Annotated in this window: 16 protein-coding genes and 1 tRNA gene; 7 read left to right on the top strand and 10 right to left on the bottom strand. The window is 70.6% G+C overall.

All coding sequences use genetic code 11. The features are described 5' to 3' along the window. Positions 1-581 precede the first annotated feature (581 nt). Together ABZ861_RS06645 and ABZ861_RS06640 are read left to right on the top strand one after the other, a co-directional pair. Positions 582-2,063, top strand: coding sequence for a cellulose binding domain-containing protein (locus tag ABZ861_RS06645; RefSeq protein ID WP_361624756.1), 1,482 nt, complete (start codon positions 582-584; stop codon positions 2,061-2,063). Between the two features lie 165 nt (positions 2,064-2,228). Continuing rightward, positions 2,229-3,968: a glycoside hydrolase family 6 protein gene (locus ABZ861_RS06640; protein WP_361624753.1), complete on the top strand. Its 1,740-nt coding sequence runs from the start codon at positions 2,229-2,231 to the stop codon at positions 3,966-3,968. 191 nt (positions 3,969-4,159) lie between these two features. Here ABZ861_RS06640 and ABZ861_RS06635 read toward each other — a convergent pair whose 3' ends face one another. Beyond that, positions 4,160-4,996, bottom strand: coding sequence for an aldo/keto reductase (locus ABZ861_RS06635; RefSeq protein WP_361624750.1), 837 nt, complete (start codon positions 4,994-4,996; stop codon positions 4,160-4,162). Between the two features lie 106 nt (positions 4,997-5,102). Then, positions 5,103-6,929 carry an AMP-dependent synthetase/ligase gene (locus ABZ861_RS06630; RefSeq protein WP_361624747.1) on the bottom strand — a complete coding sequence of 609 codons (1,827 nt, stop codon included), beginning with the start codon at positions 6,927-6,929 and terminating at the stop codon, positions 5,103-5,105. A gap of 519 nt (positions 6,930-7,448) precedes the next feature. Here ABZ861_RS06630 and ABZ861_RS06625 point away from each other — a divergent pair. After that, entirely contained in the window at positions 7,449-8,507 is a 1,059-nt protein-coding gene (locus ABZ861_RS06625) for a bile acid:sodium symporter family protein (RefSeq protein WP_361624744.1), read from the top strand. Positions 8,508-8,686: 179 nt separating this feature from the next. Here ABZ861_RS06625 and fdhD read toward each other — a convergent pair whose 3' ends face one another. Next, on the bottom strand, positions 8,687-9,535 hold the full coding sequence (fdhD, locus tag ABZ861_RS06620) for a formate dehydrogenase accessory sulfurtransferase FdhD (protein WP_361624741.1): 849 nt from the start codon (positions 9,533-9,535) through the stop codon (positions 8,687-8,689). A 164-nt stretch (positions 9,536-9,699) separates the two neighbouring features. Then, the gene (locus ABZ861_RS06615) at positions 9,700-12,090 is read right to left on the bottom strand and encodes an excinuclease ABC subunit UvrA (protein ID WP_361624738.1); all 2,391 of its coding nucleotides are present in this window, start codon (positions 12,088-12,090) and stop codon (positions 9,700-9,702) included. Positions 12,091-12,320: 230 nt separating this feature from the next. Here ABZ861_RS06615 and ABZ861_RS06610 point away from each other — a divergent pair, with 230 nt between their 5' ends. Both ABZ861_RS06610 and ABZ861_RS06605 read left to right on the top strand, forming a co-directional pair. Continuing rightward, a complete protein-coding gene (locus tag ABZ861_RS06610; protein ID WP_361624735.1) occupies positions 12,321-13,268 on the top strand; it encodes a beta-ketoacyl-ACP synthase III in 948 nt (315 codons plus the stop codon). 249 nt (positions 13,269-13,517) lie between these two features. Then, positions 13,518-13,605, top strand: a tRNA-Leu gene (locus ABZ861_RS06605). Positions 13,606-13,619: 14 nt separating this feature from the next. On the opposite strand, the gene ABZ861_RS06600 is transcribed toward ABZ861_RS06605, so the two are convergent. The 3 genes from ABZ861_RS06600 to ABZ861_RS06590 form a co-directional block, all read right to left on the bottom strand. Then, positions 13,620-14,057 (bottom strand): hypothetical protein, encoded by a 438-nt coding sequence (locus ABZ861_RS06600; protein WP_361624732.1) that lies wholly within the window; start codon positions 14,055-14,057, stop codon positions 13,620-13,622. Between the two features lie 1,044 nt (positions 14,058-15,101). Beyond that, positions 15,102-15,950, bottom strand: coding sequence for a helix-turn-helix transcriptional regulator (locus ABZ861_RS06595; protein WP_361624729.1), 849 nt, complete (start codon positions 15,948-15,950; stop codon positions 15,102-15,104). Between the two features lie 27 nt (positions 15,951-15,977). Continuing rightward, positions 15,978-16,586, bottom strand: coding sequence for a DUF6879 family protein (locus tag ABZ861_RS06590; protein ID WP_361624726.1), 609 nt, complete (start codon positions 16,584-16,586; stop codon positions 15,978-15,980). A gap of 448 nt (positions 16,587-17,034) precedes the next feature. Here ABZ861_RS06590 and ABZ861_RS06585 point away from each other — a divergent pair, with 448 nt between their 5' ends. Continuing rightward, entirely contained in the window at positions 17,035-17,469 is a 435-nt protein-coding gene (locus ABZ861_RS06585) for an Rrf2 family transcriptional regulator (protein WP_361624723.1), read from the top strand. Positions 17,470-17,550: 81 nt separating this feature from the next. Here the strand turns inward: ABZ861_RS06585 and ABZ861_RS06580 are convergent, their stop codons facing one another. Beyond that, the gene (locus ABZ861_RS06580) at positions 17,551-19,017 is read right to left on the bottom strand and encodes an MFS transporter (protein ID WP_361624720.1); all 1,467 of its coding nucleotides are present in this window, start codon (positions 19,015-19,017) and stop codon (positions 17,551-17,553) included. Positions 19,018-19,271: 254 nt separating this feature from the next. Then, positions 19,272-20,279 carry an N-acyl homoserine lactonase family protein gene (locus ABZ861_RS06575; protein WP_361624717.1) on the bottom strand — a complete coding sequence of 336 codons (1,008 nt, stop codon included), beginning with the start codon at positions 20,277-20,279 and terminating at the stop codon, positions 19,272-19,274. Between the two features lie 134 nt (positions 20,280-20,413). On the opposite strand from ABZ861_RS06575, the gene ABZ861_RS06570 reads away from it, so the two are divergent. Beyond that, on the top strand, positions 20,414-21,022 hold the full coding sequence (locus ABZ861_RS06570; protein WP_361624714.1) for a TetR/AcrR family transcriptional regulator: 609 nt from the start codon (positions 20,414-20,416) through the stop codon (positions 21,020-21,022). A 173-nt stretch (positions 21,023-21,195) separates the two neighbouring features. Here the strand turns inward: ABZ861_RS06570 and ABZ861_RS06565 are convergent, their stop codons facing one another. Continuing rightward, positions 21,196-21,825 carry a class I SAM-dependent methyltransferase gene (locus ABZ861_RS06565; RefSeq protein ID WP_361624711.1) on the bottom strand — a complete coding sequence of 210 codons (630 nt, stop codon included), beginning with the start codon at positions 21,823-21,825 and terminating at the stop codon, positions 21,196-21,198. Between the last annotated feature and the right edge of the window lie 102 nt (positions 21,826-21,927).

Below are 21,927 nucleotides of genomic sequence, written 5' to 3'. Positions count from 1 at the left end.
GAGGGAATCCGCTTCCGCGAGACGCGATGACGGCCCAGGGAGTCCGCTTCCGCGAGACGCGATGACGGCGAGCAATGGACCTCCGCGGGCCGCGGTGACGGCCGAGACCGCTGACCGCGACGGTGCGCGCGGGGCGGAGACGGGCGCGACGGGTGGGTCCCGGCGCGTGCGGGACCCACCCGCCGGTGCGCGGAACGGCGACGGGGACGTGCGAGCGGTTCCGCGCACGAGCCCGGGGTGGGGTGACGTGCGTCCGGGCCCGGATCCGGTGACGCGGGTGAGGAAGCGCGGTGGGGGGAGTGCGACGAGCCGTGCACCAGTGGGAGCGCTCCCATAGTGCGCACGGGCCGCGAGGCGGTCAAGTACCGGACGCGGCGAAAAAACCAGGAACCCCGGTGGCGCAGTGCAGACCGCGCCCCGGGCGGCGCCGCGCACCCGGGAAAAGTCCGTGAAAGTGCTCGAAAGTCTGTGCGCCCCCTGTTCCTCTCCGGCGCTTGGCGCTACCTTCACTCGCACCAGTGGGAGCGGTTCCATCAGTCGACGCGTCCGTCCCGACGCGCCCGAGCTGCAAGGAGTCGCTCATGCGACACCCCCCGCGTTCATTGCTCTCGGCCTTGGCCGGAGCCGTCGCGCTCTTAGGGAGCGTGACGGCGCCCGCGGTCACGGCCGAGGGCGCCACCCCCACGTGCACGGTGAACTACGCCGTCACCAACCAGTGGAACACCGGATTCCAGGCGTCCGTGCGGATCACCGCCCACAGTGCGCCGCTCGACGGCTGGCGCCTGACCTTCGACCTCAGCGGCGGCCGCCGGGTCACCTCGGGCTGGAACGCCCAGTGGTCCCAGTCCGGTACGACCGTCACCGCGGTCAACGAGAGCTGGAACGGCGCCGTCGGCAAGGGCGCGAGCGTCGACGCCGGATTCCTCGGCTCGTCCTCGGGGCCCGCCGCCGCGCCGACCGCCTTCCGGCTGAACGGCACGCTGTGCGACGTCGCTTCCGTGCCGAAGCCGCCGACGCCGCCGCCGCCGACCCACCCGCCGGCCGGCGCGGCGGCGCCCGCCCTGCACGTGTCGGGCAACCGGCTCGTCGACGCCGGCGGCAAGACGCGCAGGCTGCTCGGCGTCAACCGCTCCGGCGGCGAGTTCATGTGCGTCCAGGGCCGCGGGATCTTCGACGGGCCCGTCGACGACCCCGCGATCAAGGCCATCGCCGACTGGAAGGCGAACGCCGTCCGCATCCCCCTCAACGAGGAGTGCTGGCTGGGCCTTTCCAATGTCCGGCCCGAGTACGGGGGCGACCGCTACATCGGCGCCGTCAAGAGCCTGGTGGCCCGCGTCGAGGCGCACGGCATGACCCCGGTCCTCGAACTCCACTGGACCCACGGCCAGTACACGGGCAACTCCTCCGGCTGCTCCGACGTGCACGCCACCTGCCAGAAACCGATGCCCGACGCCCAGTACGCGCCGTCGTTCTGGTCCTCGGTCGCCGGGACCTTCAAGGCCGACCAGGCCGTCGTCTTCGACCTGTTCAACGAGCCCTACCCGGACCGGGCGACGTCCGACTCCGCCGCCGCCTGGACATGCTGGCGCAACGGCGGCGCCTGCCCCGGCATCGGCTACCAGGTCGCCGGGATGCAGAGCCTCGTCGACGCGGTGCGCCACGCCGGTGCGCGGAACGTCCTCCTCGCCGGCGGACTCGCCTACTCCAACGACCTTGGCCAGTGGCTGGCGCACCGGCCGTCCGACCCGGCCGGCGATCTCGCCGCCGCCGTCCACGTCTACAACTTCAACGGCTGCGCCGACGAGAAATGCTGGAACGCCACGCTCCAGCCCGTCGCCGCCCAAGTGCCGCTGGTGGCGGGCGAGATCGGTGAGAACACCTGCGCGCACGGCTTCATCGACCGGGTCATGAAGTGGCTGGACGGCCACGGCCTGTCCTACCTGGGCTGGACCTGGAACACCTGGGACTGCTCCTCCGGACCGTCCCTCGTCTCCGCCTACGACGGCACGCCCACGGCATACGGCGCCGGGCTGCGCGACCACCTGCGCGCCCTCGCCCCCTGAGACCGCACGTCGGCACCGCAGCACGTCAGCACGTCCGCACCGCAGCACATTCGCGCCTCCCTACCTGCGCACCTGTCCCAGTCCGCGGCTCGGCACGTCCGCAGGGCCGCGCGTCAGCGACACCGCACCGCAGCACCGCACGTCCGACAGGAGGAAACCGCACTCATGACCCGCAGAAGATCAGCGATGCTCGCCGCCCTCTCCCTCGTCGCCGGAGGCACCGGCGCGGCGCTCGCCGCCGTGCCCGCCACCGCCGGCGCCCAGGCCGCGCCCTGCACCGTCGACTACACGATCCAGAACCAGTGGGACACCGGCTTCACCGCCGCCGTCACCGTCACCAACAACAGCGCCGCGAAGACCGGTTGGACCCTGAAGTGGTCCTACGCCGGCGCCCAGCAGATCACCAGCGGCTGGAACGCGAAGATCACCCAGAGCGGCGCCGCCGTCACCGCCGCCAACGAGACCTACAACGGCGCCCTCGCCACCGGCGCCTCGGCGAGCTTCGGCTTCCAGGGCACGTACAGCGGCGCCAACGCCGTCCCGGCCGCCTTCACACTCGACGGCGTGACCTGCAACGTCGACGGCGGCACCGACCCGGGCGGTGGCGGCGGCCCGACCGACCCCGGCGGCGGCGGGACCCCCGACCCCACCGGCCGCGCCGACAACCCCTACGCCGGCGCCAAGGTCTACGTGAACCCCGAGTGGGCGAAGCTCGCCGCCGCCGAACCGGGCGGCAGCCGCATCTCCAACCAGCCCACCGCCGTCTGGCTCGACCGCATCGCGGCCATCCAGGGCGTGAACGGCGGCATGAGCCTGCGCGACCACCTCGACGCGGCCCTGAAGCAGAAGGGCGCCGGCGACCTGGTCGTCCAGCTCGTCGTCTACGACCTGCCCGGACGCGACTGCGCCGCCCTCGCCTCCAACGGCGAACTCGGCCCGAACGACCTCGCCAAGTACCAGAGCCAGTACATCGACCCGATCGCCTCGATCCTGGCCGACCCCAAGTACGCGTCGCTGCGGATCGCCGCCGTCATCGAGCCCGACTCGCTGCCCAACCTGGTCACCAACGCCGGCGGCACCAACACCAGCACCGACGCCTGCGTGACCATGAAGTCCAACGGCAACTACGAGAAGGGCGTCGGCTACGCCCTCGCCAAGCTCGGCGCCCTCAAGAACGTGTACAACTACATCGACGCCGCCCACCACGGCTGGCTCGGCTGGGACAGCAACCTGGACCCGTCGGTGCAGGAGTTCCACAAGGTCGCGACCAGCAACGGCGCGAGCGTGAACGACGTGGCCGGCTTCATCGTCAACACCGCCAACTACAGCCCCACCACGGAGCCCTACTTCAAGGTCACCGACAGCGTCGGCGGGCAGACCGTGCGCCAGTCCAAGTGGGTGGACTGGAACCAGTACGTCGACGAGCAGTCCTACGCCCAGGCGCTGCGCGGCAAGCTGGTCGCGGCCGGGTTCAACTCCGGCGTCGGCATGCTGATCGACACCTCCCGCAACGGCTGGGGCGGATCCGCCCGGCCGATCGGCCCCGGCCCGACGACCTCGGTCGACGCCTACGTCAACGGCGGCCGCATCGACCGGCGCATCCACGCCGGCAACTGGTGCAACCAGAGCGGCGCCGGCCTGGGCGCCCGTCCGACCGCGGCCCCGGCCGCCGGGATCGACGCCTACGTCTGGGTGAAGCCCCCGGGCGAGTCGGACGGGTCCAGCTCCGCCGTCTCCAACGGCGAGGGCAAGGGCTTCGACCGGATGTGCGACCCGACGTACGGGGGTAACTCGCGCAACGGCAACAACCCCACGGGCGCGCTGGCGAACGCGCCGCTGGCCGGGCACTGGTTCTCCGCCCAGTTCCAGCAGCTCATGCAGAACGCCTACCCGCCGCTTCCGTGACCGGCGCCGCGTAGACGATCCGCCGGGGCCCGCCCGGGGCGCTCCCGCCCGGTCGGACCCCGGCGGGCGCGCGCGGTCCGGGCAGGACCGTTCCTCCCGTCATGGAGCGGGGGCTGCGCGCCCGGACCGGGCCGCCCGGCGCCGTCGGAAGGGGTCCGCAGCGGTCAGCCGGGCGGTGCGCCGCCTGCCGCTCAGGCCACGTCGAACGTCGCCGGGTCCGGGCCCAGCCGGCGGTCCTCGTTCAGGGCGCTGATCGCCGAGAGGTCCTCGTCGTCCAGGCTGAAGTCGAAGACGTCGATGTTCTCCTTGATCCGGGACGGCGTCACGGACTTCGGGATCACGACGTTGCCGAGCTGGAGGTGCCAGCGCAGCACGACCTGGGCCGGGGTGCGGCCGTGCTTCTGGGCGATGGCCACGACGGCCGGGACGTCCAGCAGCCCCTTGCCCTGGCCGAGCGGCGACCACGCCTCGGTGGCGATGCCCCGCTCCGCGTGGAACGCGCGGGCCGCCTCCTGCTGAAGCTGCGGGTGCAGCTCGATCTGGTTGACCGCCGGGACCACCGAGGTCTCGTCGGCCAGACGCCGCAGGTGCTCGGGGAGGAAGTTCGACACGCCGATCGCCCGGACGCGGCCGTCCGAGAGCAGCTTCTCGAACGCCTTGTAGGTGTCGACGTAGCGGCCCGCGGCCGGCAGCGGCCAGTGGATGAGGTACAGGTCGACGTAGTCCAGGCCGAGCTTGTCCAGCGAGGCGTCGAAAGCGCGCAGGGTGGAGTCGTACCCCTGCTCGCTGTTCCAGAGCTTGGTGGTGACGAAGACGTCCTCGCGGGGGAGGCCGGAGGCGGCGACGCCCTTGCCCACGCCCCGTTCGTTGCCGTAGATCGCCGCTGTGTCGATGCTGCGGTACCCGGCCTCCAGGGCGAGGGCGACCGTGCGCTCGGCCTCGTCGTCCGGCACCTGCCAGACGCCGTAGCCGAGCTGCGGCATCTCGACGCCGTTGTTGAGGATGATCGGGGAGAGCTTGCTGCTCACTAGCTTGTGATCCTTCGGTTGTCGTCGGATGCTGCCTCCATGGTCAACGATCAGGAGTCCCGACGCATTCCTGACCTGCCGGTCCTTCTTCGTCCGGTCGCCGGGCTCAGCCCTGGTACAGCGCCTCCACCTCGGCGCCGTACGCGTCCTCGATGGCCCTGCGCTTCAGCTTCAGCGACGGGGTCAGCAGGCCGTGCTCCTCGGTGAACGGCTGGGCGAGGATGCGGAAGGTGCGGATCGACTCCGCCTGGGAGACCAGGGTGTTCGCGGCGACCACCGCGCGCCGCACCTCGGTCTCCAGATCCGTGTCGCGCACCAGCTCGGCGCTGCGCAGCGGCGGCTTGCCGTGCATCGCGAGCCAGTGCTCGACGGCCTCCCCGTCCAGGGTGACCAGCGCGGCGATGTACGGGCGGTCGTTGCCGACGACGAGGCACTGGGCGACCAGCGGGTGGTAGCGCACCCGCTCCTCCAGCACGCCCGGCGCCACGCTCTTGCCGCCGGAGGTCACCAGGATCTCCTTCTTGCGGCCGGTGATGGTGAGATAGCCGTCCTGGTCGAGGGCGCCGAGGTCGCCGGTGGCCAGCCAGCCGTCGTGCAGCGTCGTGTCGGTCGCCTTCTGGTCGTTGAGATAGCCGTGGAAGACGTTGCCGCCGTGCAGCCACACCTCCCCGTCGTCGGCGATGTGCACGGTGACGCCCGGGACGGGCTGCCCGACCGTGCCGTAGCGCGTGCGCTCGGGCGGGTTGGCGGTGGCGGCGGCCGTGGACTCGGTCAGGCCGTACCCCTCGTAGACCTGCACGCCGGCGCCCGCGAAGAAGAGGCCGAGCCGCCGGTCCATGCCCGAACCGCCGGACATCGCGTTGCGGATGCGGCCGCCCATCGCCGCGCGCACCTTCGCATACACGAGCTTGTCGAAGAACTGGTGCTGCATGCGCAGCCCGGCCGACGGACCGGGGCCGACGCCCCACGCCTTCGCCTCCATCGCGTCGGCGTACTTCACGGCCACGTCGACGGCCTTCTCGAACGGCCCGTCCCGCCCCTCCGCCTCCGCCTTGCGGCGGGCCGCATTGAACACCTTCTCGAAGATGTATGGCACCGCCAGGATGAACGTCGGCTGGAACGCCTGGAGGTCCGGCAGCAGGGCGGCGGCGTTCATCTGCGGCTGGTGGCCCAGGCGCACCTTGCCGCGGATCGTGGCCACCTCCACCATCCGCCCGAAGACGTGCGCCAGCGGCAGGAACAGCAGCGTCGAGGCGTGGTCGTCCTTGCGGGAGTGGAAGACCGGCGCCCAGCGCCCCACGACCGCGTCGGCCTCGACCATGAAGTTGCCGTGGGTCAGGACGCAGCCCTTGGGGCGGCCGGTGGTGCCCGAGGTGTAGATGACGGTGGCCACCGTGTCGGGCGTCACCGCCTCCCGGTGCCGGTGCACCACCTCGTCCTCCAGGTGCGCGCCCGCGTCGTACAGCTCCCGCACCGCGCCCGAGTCGAGCTGCCACAGGCGGCGCAGGTTCGGCAGCCGGTTGACGACGGTGGCGATCGTCATCGCGTGGTCCTCGTGCTCCACGATCGCCGCCGACACCTCGGCGTCGTAGAGCATCCAGAAGCACTGCTCCGCCGAGGACGTGGGGTAGACCGGCACGACCTGGGCGCCGATGGTCCACAGCGCGAAGTCGAACAGCGTCCACTCGTAGCGGGTGCGGGACATGATCGCGACGCGGTCGCCGAAGCGGATGCCCTCCGCGAGCAGGCCCTTGGCGAGGGCCAGGACCTCGTCGCGGAACTCGGCGGCGGTCACGTCCCGCCACTGGCCGGCGTCGTCCTTGCGTCCGAGCGCGACGTGCCCCGGATCCTCCTGGGCATGCTGGAACACGACGTCGGCAAGGCCGCCCACCGGCGACGCCGATGACGTCGGAGGGCTGGTGAATTCGCGCAATCCCCGCTCCCGCTCTTCGTGACGCTCCGCACAGCGCGGTGAAAGCTACCCCACGGGTCACCGGGGCGGGAGGGGTCCACTCGCCGGGAAGACTCGTATCCGCACTGGTCAGGGCCGGAAAATGCGCTCACAAGGGGAAGGGTCGGACAGAAAGCCTTACGGATCAGTAAGTTTCGGCGCCGCAATCTCCACCGAATCTGTACGAGCCCCCGACAGCCGGGCAGCCGCCAGCGGCCCCGGTCGCCGACCGCGGCAGGGGCTCGCACGGCCCGCGCGCACGCGTACGGCCGGTGGTGACAAGACCCTTCCCGTTCGCCCGCGCGGTATGCCGGCGCCGGTCCGTTCCGGCGCGCCCTGCCGCCGCGACGCGCGAGAGCGGTCGGCGCGGTGCACCGGATTCCCGATCGCCGCGGCCCTGGCGCAGGATGGAGGGGGCCCGACAGGCCCCCCGGCGGCGCGCGGCGCCCGCACGGCCGCCCGGGGACGCGACGACGTGACAACGCGAGCGAGTGGAGCACCGTGACACGCCTGCGCCGGCCGAGCCGGCTACCGATCGACCCGTACATCCTGCTCCTGCTGGGCACGGTGGGCCTCGCCGCGCTGCTGCCGGCCCGGGGCGCGGCCGCGCACATGGCGTCCGGCGCCTCCACCGCCGCCATCGCGTTCCTGTTCTTCCTCTACGGGGCCCGGCTCTCCACCCGCGAGGCGCTGGACGGGCTGCGCCACTGGCGCCTGCACGTCACCGTGCTGGCCTGCACCTTCGTCGTCTTCCCGGCGCTCGGCCTGGCCGCCCGCGGCCTGGTCCCGGCACTGCTGACGCAGCCGCTCTACGAGGGCCTGCTCTTCCTCACCCTGGTCCCCTCGACCATCCAGTCGTCGATCGCCTTCACCTCGATCGCCCGCGGCAATGTGCCCGCCGCGATCTGCGCCGGGTCCTTCTCCTCCCTCGTCGGGATCGTCTTCACCCCGCTGCTCGCCGCCGGGCTCCTCGGCAGCAGCGGCGGCGGCTTCTCCGCGCACTCGCTGGTGACGATCGTGCTGCAACTGCTCGTGCCGTTCGTCGCCGGTCAGGTGCTGCGGCGCTGGATCGGCGCCTTCGTCGCCCGGCACAAGAAGATCCTCGGCCTCGTCGACCGCGGCTCGATCCTCCTCGTGGTCTACGCCGCGTTCAGCGAGGGCATGGTCCGCGGCATCTGGCATCAGGTCAGCGCCGCGCGCCTGGGCGCGCTGCTCGCCGTGGAGGCCGTGGTGCTCGCCGTCATGCTGATCCTGACCTGGTACGGCGCCAGGGCGCTGGGGTTCGGCCGGGCCGACCGCATCGCCGTCCAGTTCGCGGGCTCCAAGAAGTCCCTCGCCTCCGGGCTGCCCATGGCGAGCGTCCTGTTCGGCGCCCACGCCTCCCTGGCCGTGCTGCCGCTGATGCTGTTCCACCAGATGCAGCTCATGGTGTGCGCGGTGATCGCCAAACGCCGGTCCCACGACCCCGAGGCCCAGCGGGAGGCGCCCGCGCCCGACCCGGCCGACCCGCCCGGCCCGCCCCGCGCGGCGGCGGCCGACACGGCGGGACGACCGGGCTGACGGGGGCACGGGGACGCAGGACCGTGTTCCGGCTCAAGGGTCCGGGGAGGCGTGCCGGACGCGCCGCGCCCAGCTCGCGCCGTACCTCCGAGCGCTCGTCTGAGCGCCGGACAGGGCCGGTGCGGCCACGGCGCCTCGCGTGCGGCGGCGGTCGGCTGCGGACGCGTCGCCGCGCCGGGTCAGTCCTGGCGCGTCGAGGCGTGCAGGGCGACGCGTTCCTCGCCCGCGTACACGTTCATCGAGGCGCCCCGCAGGAAGCCCACCAGGGTCAGTCCCGTCTCGGCGGCCAGGTCGACCGCCAGCGACGACGGCGCCGAGACCGCCGCCAGCATGGGGATGCCCGCCATCACCGCCTTCTGCGCCAGCTCGAAGGAGGCCCGGCCGGAGACCAGCAGAATCGTCCGGGACAGCGGCAGACCGCCGTCCTGGAGGGCGCGGCCGACGAGCTTGTCGACCGCGTTGTGCCGGCCGACGTCCTCCCGCACGTCCAGCAGCTCGCCGCTCTCGGTGAACAGGGCCGCGGCGTGCAGGCCGCCGGTGCGGTCGAAGACCCGCTGGGCCGCGCGCAGCCGGTCGGGCAGGGTCGCGAGCAGTTCCGGCGCGACCCGCAGCGGGGGCGTGTCGGCGATCGGCCAGCGGGCCGTGGTCCGCACCGCGTCCAGGCTGGCCTTGCCGCACAGCCCGCAGGAGGAGGTGGTGTACACGTTGCGCTCCAGCGTGATGTCCGGCAGCACCACGTCCGGGGCGGTCTTCACGTCCACCACGTTGAACGTGTTGGAACCGTCCGCCGCAGCCCCCGCGCAGTAGACGATGTTCAGCAGGTCCGAGGCCGAGCCGAGCACGCCCTCGCTGACCAGGAAGCCCGCGGCCAGCGCGAAGTCGTCGCCCGGAGTGCGCATGGTGATGGCGAGCGGCTTGCCGTTCAGCCGGATCTCCAGCGGCTCCTCGGCCACCAGCGTGTCCGGCCGGGAGGTGACCGCGCCGTCCCGGATGCGGAGCACCTTGCGTCGTTCCGTGACTCGTCCCATGTCCTGATCAGCCCCGGTTCTCTCCGTGCGGGCGGCCGACGGCCCGGCCCCCGTGGGGAGCGCCCCGCACCGCCCTGCGGCCGAACGGCCGCGGTTCTCATTTTCTCCCGCCCCCGCGCCCGCGCACACGCCGGGGGAGACCGCGGCCTTCGTCGCCCGTCCGGTCAGGCGCCCACGTAGGCCGCCAGGTGCTCTCCGGTGAGGGTGGAGCGAGCGGCGACGAGATCGGCGGGCGTGCCCTCGAACACGATCCGGCCGCCGTCGTGGCCCGCGCCGGGCCCCAGGTCGACGATCCAGTCGGCGTGCGCCATGACCGCCTGGTGGTGTTCGACGACGATGACCGACTTCCCGGAGTCCACCAGGCGGTCGAGCAGGCCCAGAAGCTGTTCGACGTCGGCGAGGTGCAGGCCGGTGGTGGGCTCGTCGAGGATGTAGACGCCGCCCTTCTCCGTCATGCGCGTGGCCAGCTTCAGCCGCTGCCGCTCGCCGCCGGAGAGGGTGGTGAGCGGCTGGCCGAGGGTGAGATAGCCCAGGCCGACGTCCGCCATGTTCCGCAGGATCCTGTGGGCGGCCGGGGTGCGCGCCTCGCCGGCGCCGAAGAACTCCTCGGCCTCCGTCACCGACATCGCCAGCACCTCGCTGATGTCCCGGCCGCCGAAGCGGTACTCCAGCACCGCCGCCCCGAACCGCTTGCCCTCGCACTGCTCGCAGGTCGTGGCGACGCCCGCCATCACCACCAGGTCCGTGTAGACGACACCCGCGCCGTTGCAGGTGGGGCAGGCGCCCTCGGAGTTGGCGCTGAACAGCGCGGGCTTCACGCCGTTGGCCTTGGCGAACGCCTTGCGGATCGGTTCCAGGAGCCCGGTGTACGTCGCCGGGTTGCTGCGGCGCGAGCCGCGGATCGGGGTCTGGTCGATGGACACGACCTCTTCGCCGGACGGCATCGACCCGTGCACCAGCGAGCTTTTGCCGGATCCGGCGACGCCGGTGACGACGACGAGCACGCCCAGCGGGATGTCGACGTCGACGCCGCGCAGGTTGTGCGTGTCCGCGCCGCGGATCTCCAGCGCGCCGGACGGCTCGCGCACCGTCTCCTTCAGGGCGGCCCGGTCGTCGAGATGCCGGCCGGTGAGGGTGCCGCTGGCGCGCAGGCCCTCCACGGTGCCCTCGAAGCAGACGGCGCCGCCCGCCGTCCCGGCGCCGGGACCGAGATCGACGACATGGTCGGCGACCGCGATGGCCTCCGGCTTGTGCTCCACTACCAGCACGGTGTTGCCCTTGTCGCGCAGGCGCAGCAGCAGGCCGTTCATCCGCTGGATGTCGTGCGGGTGCAGGCCGATGGTGGGCTCGTCGAAGACGTAGGTGACGTCGGTGAGCGAGGAGCCGAGGTGGCGGATCATCTTCACGCGCTGCGCCTCGCCGCCGGACAGCGTGCCCGAGGGCCGGTCCAGCGAGAGGTAGCCGAGGCCGATCTCCACGAACGAGTCCAGGACGCCGCCGAGCGCGGTGAGCAGCGGCGCCACCGAGGGTTCGTCCAGGCCGCGCACCCACGCGGCGAGATCGCTGATCTGCATCGCGCAGGCGTCGGCGATGCTGAGCCCGTCGATCTTCGAGGACCGCGCCGCCGCGCTCAGCCGGGTGCCCTCGCACTCCGGGCACGTGGTGAAGGCGACCGCCCGGTCCACGAACTCCCGGATGTGCGGCTGCATCGACTCGCGGTCCTTGGCGAGCATCGACTTCTGGATCCGCGGGACGATGCCTTCGTAGGTCATGTTGATGCCCGCGATCTTCATCCTGGTCGGCTCGCGGTACAGGAAGTCCTGCAACTGCCGCTCGGTGAACGCGCGGATCGGCTCGTCCGCGTCGTACAGGCCCGACTCGGTGTACATGCGGTAGTTCCAGCCGCCCGTCTTGTAGCCGGGGATGGTGAGCGCGCCCTCGTTGAGCGACTTGGAGTCGTCGAACAGTTGGCCGAGGTCGATGTCGGTGACCGAGCCCCGGCCCTCGCAGCGCGCGCACATGCCGCCGGTGATGCTGAACTCGCGCTGCTCCTTCACGGTGCGCCCGCCGCGCTCCATGGTGACCGCGCCGGCGCCGCTGATCGAGGCGACGTTGAAGGAGTACGCCTTGGCCGAGCCGATGTGCGGCGTGCCGAGCCGGCTGAACAGGATGCGCAGCATCGCGTTGGCGTCGGTGGCGGTGCCGACGGTCGAGCGGGGGTCCCCGCCCATCCGCTGCTGGTCGACGATGATCGCGGTCGTCAGCCCGTCGAGGACGTCGACCTCGGGCCGGCCCAGGTTCGGCATGAAGCCCTGCACGAACGAGCTGTACGTCTCGTTGATCAGCCGTTGCGACTCGGCGGCGATCGTGTCGAACACCAGCGAGCTCTTGCCCGAGCCGGAGACGCCGGTGAACACCGTCAGCCGACGCTTGGGGATCTCGACGCTGACGTCCTTGAGGTTGTTCTCCCGCGCCCCGTGCACGCGGATCAGACCATGGCTGTCGGCGGCCTGGGGCGCCTCGTCCCGTGCCTGCGCGTCCGTCCTCGTGGCCATGCTCAACGCCTCTCCGTCACAATGCCCCACATCGCCGCCACAGTACGCCCGACCACTGACAACGCCTCCCGGGCGCCGCGCGCCGGGCCGGTCGCCGGGCCTGCGATCTGACCGAACTGACCGAAGCCGACAAGCCGCGGCCGGGTTTCCTGTGTCCTCGCCTGCCGTGCTACCCGCGAGTCACTCACGACACTGGTGCGTCCGCGCCCCCAGCCCGAGGGAGACCTCTGATGAACGGCTCGCGCATCGCCGCCGTCGGCCACCACCAGCCCGCCAGGGTGCTCACCAACGACGAACTGGCGGACCTGGTCGACACCAGCGACGAGTGGATCCGCAGCCGGGTCGGCATCCGCACCCGGCGCATCGCCGGGCCGGACGAACCGGTCGACGAACTGGCCGCCCACGCGGCCGGCAAGGCCCTCGCGCAGGCGGGGCTCGCCCCCGACGACGTCGACCTGGTCGTGGTGGCCACCTCCACGGCCGAGGACCGCTCCCCGAACACCGCCGCACGGGTCGCGGCCCGCCTCGGCATCCCGCAGCCCGCCGCGATGGACGTCAACGTGGTGTGCGCCGGCTTCACCCACGCCCTGGCCACCGCCGACCACGCCGTGCGCGCCGGGGCGGCGACCCGTGCCCTGGTCGTCGGGGCCGACAAGATGTCCGCCGTCACCGACTGGAGCGACCGGACGACGTGCGTGCTCGTCGGCGACGGCGCGGGCGCCGCCCTGGTCGAGGCGTGCCCGCCGGGCAGGAGCGCCGAGATCGGACCGGTCCTGTGGGGCTCGGCGCCGGAGATGGGCAACGCCGTCCGGATCGAGGGCACACCCCCGCGGTTCGCGCAGGAGGGCCAGAGCGTCTACCGGTGGGCCACCACCCGGCTGCCGCGACTGGCCCGGCAGACCTGCGAGCGGGCGGGCATCGCGCCCGAGGACCTCGCCGCGGTCGTGCTGCACCAGGCGAACCTGCGCATCATCGAGCCGCTGGCCGCACGGCTCGGCGCGACGCGCGCGGTGATCGCCCGCGACGTCACCGAGTCGGGCAACACCTCGGCGGCGAGCATCCCGATCGCCCTGTCCAAGCTGGTGGAACGCGGCGAGGTGACCGCCGGCGACCCGGTGCTCCTGTTCGGCTTCGGCGGCAACCTCTCCTACGCGGGCCAGGTCGTGCGCTGCCCCTGAACCCGCCGGGCGACCGCTGGACGACCGTACGTCCGGCGGAGTCGACGAGAGCGACGATGACGACGGATCGACCGGTCGGCGCGAAGGGTGACCGGCGCGCCACGCATGGCGCACGCCGGTGCGGGACAGCGGAAGCACCGGTTCCAATGTGCCCGCCAGGCACGGATACGCAGGTGAAAGGCGCTGCGAAACCTTGGTATGGTTGTCCATGTCGCCGCGGGAACCACCCCGCTGAGCGACGCGCACCTAGTCCGGGTGGCGGAATGGCAGACGCGCTAGCTTGAGGTGCTAGTGCCCTTTATCGGGCGTGGGGGTTCAAGTCCCCCCTCGGACACCAGCAGAGACCCCACTTCACGTGGGGTTTTTCTGTTTCTCGGGCTGTGGCGTGACCGACCACATGACCAACAGCCGAGCGAATCTCCTGGTCAGACCAGGGATGAACAGGTCGAGTCGGCCAGCACCGGAGACAGCCAGTCGGCGCGCTCCGTCCTTACGAGAGTGGCCGTACCGGGCCATGGTGTAGCCGGGTGCGCCACCGCGCCGACACCTTCTCGGGTCCTGCGGTCCGCCCGCCTCACCCCGGTACAGCTTGAAGCCGTCGCGGGCGAACACGAGGTCGTGATCCACCCAGGCGGAGCCGAGCCGTTCCCGTTCGGCGTCCTGGCGCTGCTTCTGCCACTTGAGGACGTTCATCACGGACTGATCCACATAGATGACGGCGTTGTCGTCGCCGTCCTCGGTCAGCTTCCGCAGCCGGTACGTGTCCCCTCCTCGACCACCACCCAGCACAGTTCGATAGCCCCTCGGCCCAGCGAATGAGAGACCACTTCATCCCCAGCGCCTCACTGCGCCGGACACCGGTAGCGGCATAGACGGTCCACAGCGGAGCGTCCCGAAGGCAGTGATGGGTCAGGCCACCGTCACACGCCCGGTTGCCGCACGGCTCCCACACAGAGGCCAGGAACCGGCCCGTATTGCTGTCGTCCAGGGTCGGGTACTTCTGTTCCTGTGCCCGTATCTGCCGCGCCGTGGGCGGGTGTGCCGTCGCTGCCGGGTTGGCGGGGTTCAGCTTGGGCGCGGCGCGGTCTGCTCGAACAAACCCAAGAACGCCCCCACCGATTTGGTGGGGGCGTTCTTTTGCTTGGTCAGCGTCGCAGTTCCCGGTATGAGTCCAGCACCCGCAGTGCAGACATGAACGTCGGCCGGGATCCGGGACAGTGCCGCTCAGTTGGCAGCGTCCACACTTCCCAGCACACCATGCAGCGCATCACCCCGGAGTGTTCCAGGTCGGACTCCGCGCTGCCGCCGCACTGTGGACACTGCTGCATGGTGGCTCCCTACGCGGCTACGTCGAACTCACCCAGCTTGGCACCGCTCAGGAAGTCGGTCCACTCGTCGGCCGTGAACTCGACCACCTGGACGCGTTGCTGTCCGAGGACTCACAGCCCGGCCCTACGGCTCCGCGCGTTGGCCTCAGCAACCTTGCCGCTCAGTCCCTCTGTCTGGCCCCCCGGCGGGGCCTTGTAATCGGGACACTTCGAGCTTCCACACTCGCACCGGGGCCAGCGCAAAGCCGAGTTGGGAACCAGGTCGGCGCCCTCGGGGCCAGGGTTGCTTTTCTGCACCGTGAGCACACCGTCTATGCCGAACGCTCCGAAGAGACGGGAGAGGAACTGTCGGGCTTCACTGCCGCCCAGATGATCAGCCGATTCGGTCCCGTGCGCTCTGCTGTCGCTCGCCATGGCCCGCCCTCTCCGGTGACTCCGCTATGTCAAGGACGGTAGGGAGGCGGGAAGATGCTGGTCCACTTTCTTGCACGAGCTTGCATACAGATTACCCGAGCGAGCTAATCGCCTCCGTGATGAGGGCGCGGGCATCCGAGCCGTAGACGGCCATTTCTGCCAGTTGGGCGAACGCCTTGGCGTAGACAGCGATCTCGCTGGGTGCGGACACGTTCACGGCGGCTGTCAGCAGTTCGACGCTCGCACGGTGGTCGTCGAACAGATAGAACGCTTCCAGGGGCCACACGCGCCGCTCAGCGGTGAACGGGATGACGCCGAGGCTGACGTTCGGGAGCGCCATCACTGCCAGTAGGTAGCCCAGTTGGCCGGCCATCGTGTCCGCGTCTCTAATGCGGTACCGAAGCACGGTCTCTTCCATGAGCAACGCGAAACGGTGGCCGCCTTCATGGAGGACGTGAGAGCGCTCGACCCGCGATGCTGCGGCCTCGGGCGAGTCATCCGGGGTGCCTTGGAAGGTGGCGATGGTGGAGAGCAGCGCAGCCGCGTAAGCCTCCGTCTGGAGCATGCCGGGAATCACGTTGGAGCAGTAGACGCGGAAGTGTCGCGTGCCCTCGTACAAGGGGACGACTTCCTCTTGTGCCCGGCGCATTCCGTGCCTGTGGAGCTTCTTCCAGTGCACGTACATGTGATCGGCTTGACGGTTCGCGGCGACCAGATCAGCCGTCTGACCTTCCGCACCGCATGCCTTGCACCACGCACGGATGTCGGCATCGGAGGCGGGTGTTCTGGCGCGTTCGATGCGCGATGACTTCGCGGGACTCCAGCCACACCGAAGCGCCAGCTCATGACCGGTCAGCTCCGCGTCTTTGCGTAGCTCCCCGAGTCGAGCGGCGATGACTTCGCGGGCGGCCTGAGCGCTTGAGGAAGGAGACGCAGGCATGAGTTGGCTCTTCGGTGCTTCGCTGGATCAGACCGTGTACTTCTCGTGCGGGATGCCGCGCTCCCAGACAACCTCGAACGCTGACGACGCCAGCCGCGCTACGGCCGGTTCGGTGCGTACTTCCCAGCCGGGCTCGGACCAGTCACCGGACCCAGAGAAGTGGTTGAAGAGCACCGTCTCATTGTCGATCACCCAGCAGTCGTTACCGGGAAGCGCGATGTCGGACGCCTCGCGCCTCGGCAGCCAACGGACCTGTTCCCCTGCGTGGATGTTGACGACCGTCCCCGCGTGCTCGTACCGGATGTAGTCGGTGACAGGCTCGGAGACGATCCGGGCGCGACGCACGACGACACCCCGGGCGACGGTGCCACGAATCAATTCAACCCAGGGTGTCCAGTAAGCGGAGCTGGGGTCTACGTCGCGTTCTGCCGTGCGCTTCCAGTGCTCGAAGTCCCCGGCCTCATCTCCCACGCCGTACGAGTCGCGCATCTCCAGGTGCACGGCCGAGTGCCTGGCCGCCGCCAGCAGCTCGTTAAAAGTAGTGCCATGCCTGCCTCCGGCGTCGGGGGGCTTACGCCAACTTGCACGAGCTTCGCCGTGACGGCTCATCAGCGTCAAGGGTGAGCGGATGGTCATACGTGCTAGGAGGGGCGAGTATCGGCCATGCGAAGCGGTGGGGGTGACAGGGCGTCGCAGCGGGTTGGTCACGTGACCAACGCATGACCAGCAGCGGCCCGGAACGGACAAAAACAGCAGGTAAGCATGATCAACCCTCACAGCCTCGAAGGGGCTCAGAAGGGCGCGTTTCCGCAGGTCAGCGAACTAATGGGCTGGTGCCCGAGGTGAGAGTTCAAGTCCCCCCTCGGACACCGGCATACCAGCGGAAACCCCAGTCGATCTGGGGTTTTTGCGTTTCCGGGTGACCAGGGCGACCTCGCCTATGAGTGGCTTGCTCGTTCTTCTCGCCTCGGGGATCGACCCCTGCTGTAGTCGCAGCGTTAAGCGTGACGACATACTGTGGCAACCTTCACCGTTACGACTCCGCTGTCGTACCATGCATCGTTGCGACCGAGAGGAGGAGTCCATGAGCGCCAACAGCAGGCTGACCATCGCCGCCCACGCGCTGGCCTGGATCGGCCTCTACCAGCGCCAGGGCCATGAGGTCGCCACCTCCGAGCAGATCGCGAGCAGCGCGAACACCAACCCCGTGGTGATCAGACGGCTGCTCGGCGAGCTGCGCAGGGCCGGGCTCGTGGAGTCCCGACGGGGCGTGGGCGCGGGCTGGTCGCTGGCACGCGAGCTGGAGTCGATGACCCTGCTCGACGTGTACGAGGCGGTGGAACCCGGCCCGCTGTTCGCGATGCACCGCACTGCCCCGGACCAGGGATGCGTGGTGGGCCACGGCATCCAGCCGGCGATGCGGAGCATCTACGAGGGCGTCGAGGAGACCCTGAGACACGAGCTGGCCCGCGTCACGCTCGCGAACGTGCTCCGGGACGTACTCGCGACACCTCGCTAGCCTCCCCGCCCCGCCCTGCCATCACCGCGACCCCCGCCCGACGCCGCACCGGAAAGCCGACCGGCGTTCCGGTGCGGGCTCCTACACTGTTCCCCGCTCCGCGGACGGTGCGAGTGCGGCGCTGTGATCGACTGGTTTCCGGGGATCGACGGTGCGGTTCGCCCGGACCGCGACCGCGGCGGTCACGGCTGCCACGGCCGCTCCGACCGCCGCCACGGCAAACCCGGCGGCGTAACCGCCGACCCTGGGGCTCGCGGAGTCCGACGCACTGCCGGCAGCCAGGATCGCGGTGATGACCGGTGCCGCGATGGACCCGCCGATCATGCGGGCGAGGCTGTTGACACCGTTCGCCGCCGCGGTCTGGTCGGGGCTGACGTGTTCGACGGACATGGTGCCCAGAGCGGCGAACGACAGGCCGATGCCCAGCCCCATGACCGAGGTGGCGATGTAGATCTCCACCGAGTCGCTGTGGAAAAGGGCCAGCATCACCAGGGCGCCAGAGGTGAGCGTGCTGCCGAGGGCGACGGTCCACGCCGCCGAGAGCTTCTTGACGACGCGGCCCGAGACCAGAGAGATCACGAGCATGAGGACGGTGGTGGGCAGCAGATAGACGGCGGCGCCGAGGGCGGAGGCGCCGAACCCGTAACCGAGTGCGGCCGGGTGCTGCACGAAGGAGGGGACCAGAAAGAAGGCGCCGAACAGCCCGAAGCCGAGGAAGAGCGAGGCCGAGGTGGCTCCGACGGTACGCCGGTCCCGGAGCATCGCGATGTCGACGAGCGGATTGCCCACCCGGCTTTCGAAGACGGCCAGAGCCGTTCCCAGCACGACCGCCGCAGCGAAGAGGCCGAGGGTCACAGGGGAGTCCCAGCCCCAGGCGGAGCCCTGGCCGACGGCGAGCAAGAGCGAGAGGAGAGCGCCGCTGAGCAGGCCGGCGCCCCCGAGGTCTAGCTTGCCGTCGCTGCGCTTGTCTCCTGCTGGGACGCAGACACCGGCGAGCAGCAGGCCGATCGCGGCGACAGCGACCATGATCCAGAACAGCGGCTGGTAGCCGAGGCCCATCTGGGAGACGACGCCTGCGAGCAGCAGGCCAAGACCGTTGCCGGCGCCGACCATGGCGGCCACCACGCCGATGCCGAAGCCCAACCGGGATGCCGGCACGGTGCCGCGCAGCAGCCCGATGCTGAGGGGCACGACGGCCGCGGAGCAGCCTTGCAGTACGCGGGCGACCAGGAACATCGGCAACGAGGTGCCGACGGCGCCCACCACGGACCCGAGTACGAGCAGGGCGACGACCCCGACGAGGACTTTCTTGTGGCCCAGCATGTCGCCCAGCCGCCCGGCGATGGGAGTGGCGATCGCACCGACGAGAAGGCTGACCGTCAGCGCCCACGAGACAGAGGCGAGGGAGGTGTCGAAGGCGACTTGCAGGCGGGGGAGGATCGGGACGACCACGGCTTGTTGCAGGGCGCTGACGGCAGCGACGATCGCGAGAGCAGTGATGATCAGCCCGGGACGGCTGGCGGCCCCAGCGGGGGCGGTGTGGCTCATGGGAAGTTCCTTGATCGGTCTCCGCGGCACCCGCCCGCGTGCGGGCAGTTGCGGCAATGGGGACGGCGCCACGAGGCGTTCACGCGGTCCGTGGTGATCGTGTGACGCATGGGGAACTCGTCACACGATCTCGCCGGGAGGGCCTGGTGGGGCGTGACCGGTGTGGGCGCCAGGTCGTCAGGCCGGGGGCTTCGACGCATGCACGTCGAGGCCGGAGCGCTCCCCTCAGCCGACGTCCGGGCCCACTGCCGGTGTCAGGCGTCGATCGTGCCGGTCACGGCGCCGACCGTGCTGCCCGCCGGGTCCGGTACGAAGCGGGGGCGGCGGGCCGGGTTGAGCCGGTAGGCGGAATCGAGGGTCTCCGCCTCGTATGCCTTCGCCGCGGTGTACGCGGCGTCCGTCAACTCGCCGTCCGCGTCGAGGAGCGCCTGGACGAGCGCGGCGCCGTAGTGGGTGTGGTCGTGCGCGGGCAGCAGGACGAGGTCGGGCAGCAGCCGGTGCAGCCACTGGACGCGCCGGATCGTGTCGGTGAACGTCGGGGCTGCACCGGTCTGCATCTGCATCACGTCGTCCACCGCCAAGTGGCGGATGGTGTAGAGGGCGTCCCCGGCGAGCAACGCCCGCCTTCCGCCGCCCAGATCGACCAGAGCACTGGTGGATCCCGGGCTGTGGCCGGGAGTGGGCAGCAGCAGGACCGAGCCGTCGCCGAACAGGTCGTGCGAGCCGTCGAAGCCGCCGATCGCCGGGCCGGTGAAGTCGACGGGATGCCATGTGCGCACGTTCGCCACTGACTTGGAGAAGGCGAGCGGTACGAGCCCGGCGATCAGCGAGTCGCGGGCGTCGTACTCGTCGCGCGACAGGACGACCTTCGCGGACGAGAACAGGGGGAGCGCCCCGATGTGGTCCTCGTGGAAGTGCGTGACGATGACGTGACCTATGTCCTCCGGCCGACGACCGTGCCGGGCCAACTGCTCTTCGATGCGCTGCTCGGCGGGAAGGTCGTACTCGTCCTCGTCGGTGAAGTACTGCATGATCGTGTCGCCGTAGTACGCGTCATGGCCCTCGGCCTGTGCGGGAGAGATCCCGGTGTCCAGCAGCACCGGCCCCGCGGTGGGGTGCTCGATGAGGAAAGCGTGGATCGGCACCCAGATGAAGGCCGACTTGTCACTGGCCAGGTCGAGCACCGAGTACCCGTCGTGACCACCGTAGAACTGGCCGTAGGGAACCTTGGTGCGGCCGATGCGGAGCGGGAGGATCTTCATGCGCCCTGAGCCCTTCAGCGTGCTGTGAACGGAAAACACGGAACTGGCTTGTTCCGCGTTTGCGGGGCCGAGCGTAACTCCGTCAAAACGCGGAACGCAACCGTTCCGTCTCGTGTTTTTGGTAGATTCGTCCCATGGACACCCCACAGCGCCGCGGCCGCCGAGGACCCGCGCTCCAGACCCCCGTCACCGCCGCGATCGCCTCCGCCGCCTTCGACGAGCTGGCCGAGAACGGCTGGCAGGGACTGTCCATGGACGCGGTGGCGCGCCGGGCGGGCGTCGGCAAAGCGGCGCTCTACCGGCGCTGGCCGTCCAAGGACGCCATGCTCATGGACCTCATCGGCGAGGCGGTGGCACGGAACCTTCCGGACCTGCCCGACTCCGGTGATCTGCGCCGCGACGTCCGGGCGTTCCTCGACTTGACGGTCGCCCAGGTCGCCGATCCGCGGATGCCGCGCATCGGCCTTGACCTGCTCGCGGAGTACGTCCGCAATCCCGCCTTCTCCGAGGAGCTGCGCCGCACGGTGGCTCAACCTCGCCGCGAGGCAGCCGCGACGATCTTGAATCGCGCCGTGGAACGGGGCGAACTCCCCGCAGGGATCGACATCTCACTCGCGGTCGATCTGATGATCTCCCCGCTCGTCCTGCGCTTGGTGATCTCCGGCGAGCCGGTCGACGAAGCGGTCCTGGACCGGATGACCTCAATGATCATCGCCGGCGCCGCCGCAACGACAGCCCCCTGACCGCGATCACCGCGCCGTCCCGGTAGTCGAGCCGTCCCGGGCGAACGCGAGATCACTGTCCGCTCGCAGGGGGCCGTGACGTTCCCGCTCCGCGTCCTGCCGCTGCCGCTGCCGCTGCCGCTGAGGCGTCAGGGCTGCTGTCATGCGCAGGTCGGACGGCGGCCGCGCGGGGGTCAGGCCGCCGACGCGCGGACGAGCATCGTGCTCACACTCTCGCCCTCTGGCGGGCCGATCACAGAAGTGGTCACGTCCGAGAAACCGTGCTCCGCCAGGATGCGCCTCCACTCACCCGGGGCACGGTCGTGCCGCAGGCCGGCTTGGGCGGCCTTGGGTTCCTGGCCGCCCGGGGGCAGGTGCGAGAAGGCCAGGACCCCGCCGAGGGGCATGCGGGAACGGATCAGCGGAAGCAGGACGTCCGGTTCGATGAACCACACGGCGCCGAAGATCGAGAGCACGACATCGAACATCTCGGCCGTCTCGTCGAGGAACGCGGTGGCCTCCGCCGTCCGGAACTCAAGGCCCGGCAGCTCACCCCAGCGCTCCCGCGCCACCGTCTCGCGGGCGGGGGCGACGTCCACTCCCAGACCCGTCGCGCCCAGGCTCACCAGGTGGGCCAGGTTGCTCCCGCTCCCCGAGCCGAGCTCCAGCACTCGGCGTCCGACCACGGAACCTAGAAGCGTCTCGTCCGGTCCGTGATCGGCGTACTGAGTCCAGTTCAGCCAGGTCGTCTCGCCCCTGGCGTTGACAGTTCGGCGCGGCGTGCTTCCGACCGCGTACCTGTCCCAGGACTCAGCCAATGACATGCGGTGATCCTTCCCGGCGAGAGGGGGCCGCATCCAACGTACGGGGCAGGCCCCAACTCGCGCGCGTTCTCGCGTCCCTTCGGAGAGAAGCCGGATTCCTCG

The sequence above is a fragment of the Streptomyces sp. NPDC046985 genome, from assembly GCF_040644415.1.
GTDB lineage: Bacteria > Actinomycetota > Actinomycetes > Streptomycetales > Streptomycetaceae > Streptomyces.
The sequence above is the reverse complement of the archived record's forward strand: the minus strand, read 5'-3'. Positions and strand labels throughout refer to the sequence as shown.